Source organism: Pseudomonas sp. FA-1, from assembly GCF_056856075.1.
Genome location: NZ_JBWXTH010000005.1, coordinates 68,913 through 74,163, shown reverse-complemented (window position 1 = coordinate 74,163; position 5,251 = coordinate 68,913). Strand labels below are relative to the sequence as shown.

At 57.9% G+C, this 5,251-nt stretch carries 5 protein-coding genes and 2 tRNA genes; 2 read left to right on the top strand and 5 right to left on the bottom strand.

Features of this window, described 5'->3' with window-relative positions:
• From AC1MHZ_RS11040 to phnN, 3 genes are all read right to left on the bottom strand, one after another.
• Positions 1-828, bottom strand: an 828-nt coding sequence (locus AC1MHZ_RS11040) for an Ig-like domain-containing protein (protein ID WP_482966345.1), incomplete at its 3' end; no start/stop codon positions are given.
• A gap of 881 nt (positions 829-1,709) precedes the next feature.
• Positions 1,710-1,784 (bottom strand) — tRNA-Arg (locus tag AC1MHZ_RS11035).
• A 175-nt stretch (positions 1,785-1,959) separates the two neighbouring features.
• The gene (phnN, locus tag AC1MHZ_RS11030) at positions 1,960-2,571 is read right to left on the bottom strand and encodes a phosphonate metabolism protein/1,5-bisphosphokinase (PRPP-forming) PhnN (RefSeq protein ID WP_368830193.1); all 612 of its coding nucleotides are present in this window, start codon (positions 2,569-2,571) and stop codon (positions 1,960-1,962) included.
• A 74-nt stretch (positions 2,572-2,645) separates the two neighbouring features.
• On the opposite strand from phnN, the gene AC1MHZ_RS11025 reads away from it, so the two are divergent.
• On the top strand, positions 2,646-2,894 hold the full coding sequence (locus AC1MHZ_RS11025) for a hypothetical protein (protein ID WP_324811716.1): 249 nt from the start codon (positions 2,646-2,648) through the stop codon (positions 2,892-2,894).
• A gap of 23 nt (positions 2,895-2,917) precedes the next feature.
• On the top strand, positions 2,918-3,244 hold the full coding sequence (locus AC1MHZ_RS11020) for an Arc family DNA-binding protein (RefSeq protein ID WP_003254499.1): 327 nt from the start codon (positions 2,918-2,920) through the stop codon (positions 3,242-3,244).
• A gap of 96 nt (positions 3,245-3,340) precedes the next feature.
• On the opposite strand, the gene mgtE is transcribed toward AC1MHZ_RS11020, so the two are convergent.
• Both mgtE and AC1MHZ_RS11010 read right to left on the bottom strand, forming a co-directional pair.
• On the bottom strand, positions 3,341-4,783 hold the full coding sequence (mgtE, locus tag AC1MHZ_RS11015; protein WP_084858280.1) for a magnesium transporter: 1,443 nt from the start codon (positions 4,781-4,783) through the stop codon (positions 3,341-3,343).
• A 385-nt stretch (positions 4,784-5,168) separates the two neighbouring features.
• Positions 5,169-5,245 (bottom strand) — tRNA-Arg (locus AC1MHZ_RS11010).
• Positions 5,246-5,251: the final 6 nt, after the last annotated feature.

Genomic DNA, 5,251 nt, shown 5'->3' with positions numbered 1-5,251 from the left:
GATGATCACGGTGCTGCCTGGCTCAGCGGTGCCGCTGATGGTGCTGCCATTGGTTGGGTTGACCACCGGCGCGTCAGGGGCGACGGCATCGACGGTGATCGTTGCGCCTGGGCTGGTGTTACCGGCGGCGTCCTGGGCCACCACATTGACCACCGTACCATCCGGCAGCGGTGTACCGGGTTTGAAGGTCCAGTTGCCATTGGCATCGGCAGTGGTCTGGCCGATGGGGTTGCCGTTGCCGTCGGTGAGAATCACCGTGCTGTTCGGTTCTGCGGTGCCGCTGAAGCTCGAGCCGTTGCTGGGGTTGATCGTCGGTCGGCCGGGCGCGACTGTGTCTGGTGTGGAACCACCGTCGCTGCCACCGCCGCCACCCCCGCCGTTACTGGCAAGAGCGATACCGCCGCCAACGATAGCCACGCTGGCGAGCAGTGCCCCGCCGGAGACGCCGGCGACGCCGGAGGCTGCCGTCAAGGACTCAAAACCAGCCATACCGTCCTGGGGCACATAGGTGGCCGCGACGACTCCGTCGGTTTCTGCGGCGGCAAGGTCGACCGCCACCAGCTTGTCGTCCTCGCCCACCAGGAACAATTCGCTGGGTGCCTGGCCTTCGGCATAGAAGTTGGCGATACGCACGGTTTCGCCATTTTTCAGATGCACCACAAGATCGGGACCTTGACGGGAGTATTCGGCTACCGCGTCCGGTGAAAGCCCGAGTGCAACATTACTGCTCTGGGTGAGGGTGAGCTGGCCGTCCACCGCAACTGCCGGAGCATCCGCGAGGGTGTGAGAGGGTTGGGTGGAAGCAATCACTTTCGCTTGAATCGACATTCAAACTTCTCCTTGTATTGACGCGACTTGGCAAAGGGCCAATCGGCATCCATTGCGAACCCTCAAGCGGGAAAGACCGCACCGGGAATAAGCTTTTATCCTGTGCCCGTTGCGGAAATCCTCTGACGAATCGGCACCCGAACCAACCAAACTTCCGGCAGCCGGACACACTGACGCCCCGCACTGAAACGTTCAAACAGTCGCTTGTATATAAAACCAGACCATACAACGAATCACGTGCAGGCGAAAAAAGAATGGCCTGCCAGGACCCGCACGCCTTGAGTAATTAAAAAAAGATCAATAGTTTCCGACACCACCAGTACTCAATCGCCCCTTCCCTCCTGCCGAAAGCCGGATAGAGCCAGTTATATATAGGACTAATCGCTTCTATATATATCCAGCCTTCACTTCACACTTCCATACCGCATAAGAAAGTGCATGCGGGATAAAACGTCAAGGGCCTATGTGAAAAACCTTTGTGTTCGATCAACGCGAACAGTGAGCCCTCTGCAGCCTGAAGGCGACAAAGCACAAGTGGCAAGCGAAAGCGACACTCGCTTGGCGTTAATCGGAACGGTATAACTAACTTAAGAATTAATCAGGAAGGCGATCGCACACCACCGAAAAGGAACAGTCCGTTTCACGAACGGAACGATTGCGACGTGGCTCGCATTTTAACGACCCATCGAAGGGCACATTAGAAAACCGACTTGCTCAGGCTTTTAAAAAGATGGTATTCAAACAATGCCCAGGGACGGGCGACTTTTCGACCTAAATAAACGCACGCGATAGCAAGGGATATTTACGACTCCCGCTAACGGTACACATAAACGGGCATGCCGATATGAATTGGAAACTAGCCAGACGTAAAACAACGAAGATGGCGTCCCCGGCAGGAATCGAACCTGCACCAAGGCCTTAGGAGGGCCCCGTTCTATCCATTAAACTACGAGGACGGATAGTGCGATTCCCACTGGACATGCCGTGCGTGGGAGCTTGATGTGACGCCTCGCAGGCAGGGCTGCATGCGAGACGGCGAGCATCTTAACCAGCGACCGACCGTTTGTCATGCCTCAATCCATGTTTTACCTGTAATCCTTTTCGGCATTTCCAGGGCTCATCGCGCCACCGCTAACCACCCGGTACGTGGGCAGCCCTGGCGATCACCCCCTCGTCGGCCAGGAGTTCAAGCAATGCGCCCACGGTAGTGGTCAGCGAAAGCGAATTATCCAACACATGCACATCCGGTGCGTCGTGACGCTGCAACCGTGCATTGCGCTCGAGCCGCTGCTCGATCTCCTCGACTGTTTCTCGCCCTCTGGCAAGCAGGCGCAGCCTCAATACCTGCGGCGCGACGTCCAGCCGAATCGCCAGCAGGCCGGGATAACGTCGCCGCGCCTCGGGCAGGTAACCGCGAGAACCATTCACCAGCACATGGCGACCGGCCGCCAACCATTCATCGACTTGCGCAGGGATACCGTACTGCAGCGCATTGGCCTGCCAATGCATCGCAAACGCGCCCGCCTCGCGCATTGCCTCGAACTGCTCAAGGCTCACTCCGTGAGCCGCCTCCCCCTTGGATTCGGCCGAACGCGTAATCACGCGCCTGGCGATTTCGATGCCGTGGGCCAGCAATTGCGCTCGCGCTGCATCGATCAGGGAATCTTTTCCTGATCCGGAAGGTCCAATCAGAAATATCAGGCGACCTGCCGTGTGAAGCGTGCCGCTTGCGTCATGTCGCATAGCCACTATGCTCAAGTGAGGGAACCTGCGTATTTTAGGGATTTTCCATGGCCTTTGCTGATTTTTAACAGCTTTTGACGGCAATCAGCGGACAGCGTGGTGAGGCGAAAAAGGTAAAACTTTTCCAACCAGTGCTCATTTCTGATAATTGGTACTGGCAAAAAGCCTTTATTCAGATCACTATTTGTCACAGAATTGACGCCAAGGAAACGCCGGCCTTAGGGCAAGATGAGCACCTAAATGAGATCCCGGTTGAACATTTTGATGTCGCCACGGTCGTACCACCACCACCGTGCGGCCAATTTGAGAACCGCTTCCCCTGAACCAGAAAAACCGGTCAATGTATATGCGCCCAATGAAACAGGCTATCTATTCAAGCCGCACCGCTGACAAGTTCGTCGTCCGCCTGCCAGACGGAATGCGTGAGCGCATTGCCGAGGTAGCGCGCAACCACCATCGCAGCATGAACTCCGAGATCATTGCACGCCTGGAGCAAAGCCTTATCCAGGAAGGTGCATTGGGCGACGAGCTCAGCATGCGCCTGGACAGCCCTGAGCTGAGCCTGCACGAGCGGGAGCTGCTGCAACGCTTCCGCCAACTCTCCCACCGCCAGCAGAACGCGCTGGTTGCCCTGATCGCCCACGACGTGGAAATGGCCGCAGACGCTTCCTGAGGCCTGCACCACAAAAAAAAGCCAGCTGATGCTGGCTTTTTTTGTGCCGAAACATTCTGGAACGGCTTTGTGCCGCTCCATACAGGAGACCGCCGGTTAGAGCAGGAACAGCGTAGCCAACCCCAGGAAGATGAAGAAACCACCGCTGTCGGTCACGGCGGTGATCATCACACTCGACCCCATCGCCGGGTCGCGCCCCAGACGCGTCAGCGTCATCGGAATCAACACCCCCATCAACGCGGCCAACAGCAGGTTCAGGGTCATCGCGGCGGTCATTACCAGGCCCAGCGACCAACTGCCATACAACCAGAAGGCCACGGCGCCGATCACCCCACCCCAAATCAGACCATTGAGCAACGACACCGCCAATTCCTTGCGCATCAGGCGGCTGGTATTGCCGGGCGATACTTGGTCCAGAGCCATGGCGCGGACGATCATGGTGATGGTCTGGTTACCCGAGTTGCCACCAATACCCGCCACGATCGGCATCAACGCCGCCAGGGCGACCAGTTTCTCGATGGAGCCTTCGAACAGGCCGATCACCCGGGACGCCACGAAGGCAGTGATCAGGTTGATGGCCAGCCAGGCCCAACGGTTGCGCAGCGAACGCCAGACCGAGGCGAAGATGTCCTCTTCCTCGCGCAAGCCTGCCATGTTGAGCACTTCGCTCTCACTCTCCTCGCGAATCAGGTCGACCATCTCATCGATGGTCAAACGGCCGATCAGGCGATCGCTCTTGTCGACCACCGGCGCGGAAACCAGGTCATAGCGCTCGAACGCCTGGGCAGCATCGTAAGCATCTTCCTCGGGGTGGAAAGTGACCGGGTCGTTGGCCATGACCTCGGCGACTTTCTTCTCGGGGTCGTTGACCAGCAGACGCTTGATGGGCAATACGCCCTTGAGGATACCGTCGTAGTCGACCACGAACAGCTTGTCGGTGTGGCCAGGCAGCTCCTTGAGCCGCCGCAGGTAACGCAATACCACTTCCAGGCTGACGTCCTCACGGATAGTCACCATCTCGAAGTCCATCAGCGCACCGACCTGCTCTTCGTCGTAGCTCAGGGCCGAACGGACTCGCTCGCGCTGCTGGGCATCGAGGCTTTCCATCAGCTCATGGATGACGTCTCGCGGCAGTTCCGGTGCCAGGTCAGCCAGCTCGTCGGCATCCATTTCCTTGGCGGCGGCGAGCAGTTCGTGATCGTCCATGTCGGCGATCAGCGTCTGGCGAACGGCGTCGGACACTTCCAGCAGGATATCGCCGTCGCGCTCGGAACGCACCAGCTGCCAGACCGTCAGGCGGTCGTCCAACGGCAGGGCTTCAAGGATATAGGCGATGTCGGCAGGGTGCAGATCGTCGAGCTTACGCTGCAGCTCGACCAGGTTCTGGCGGTGGACAAGGTTTTCCACCAGGTCGTGATGGTGACCTTCCTGACGATGGGTCAGGTCCTCGACCACCCGTTGGCGCTGCAACAGTTCGATTACCTGGGCCAGGCGATCCTGCAGGCTCTCTTGGGCTTTCTTTACTTCGACTTCGGTCATAGGCGAACTCCACTCCCAGCAGCGGAGCACGCCGGGAGAATCAATCGGTCAGATCTAGCTTGGCAAATCGTGTTATCGAGTAACTACTGGGTAAGTCCATGGTGGTATTCCACAAGCCCCGGCGGGGCTGACGGGCGCAATCATACACTGCATCAGCTGTCAGATCGCTTAAAATTTTGGCCAGAACAATCGTTTGCGCGTTAAAGCTATGACAATGCTCGAAGCCATCAGTGCGACGGCGGCACGGCGCGAAAAAACACATCGCTTCATGCAGGATGCCTGGCGGCGCATGCAACCATCACCGCTGAGCTTAGTTCGACATCACTGACAAATCAGTGAAACGGCAGAAAAGAAAAAGCCCGCTCAATGAGCGGGCTTTTGGGTGTGGCGGACTCAGGAGGATTCGAACCTCCGACCGCTCGGTTCGTAGCCGAGTACTCTATCCAGCTGAGCTATGAGTCCGTAGGT

Bases quoted from the DNA above. Each gene is read 5' to 3' on its own strand.
- mgtE (WP_084858280.1), bottom strand. From the start codon at position 4,783: ATGACCGAAGTCGAAGTAAAGAAAGCCCAAGAGAGCCTGCAGGATCGC.
- AC1MHZ_RS11020 (WP_003254499.1), top strand. From the start codon at position 2,918: ATGCGCCCAATGAAACAGGCTATCTATTCAAGCCGCACCGCTGACAAG.
- phnN (WP_368830193.1), bottom strand. From the start codon at position 2,571: ATGCGACATGACGCAAGCGGCACGCTTCACACGGCAGGTCGCCTGATA.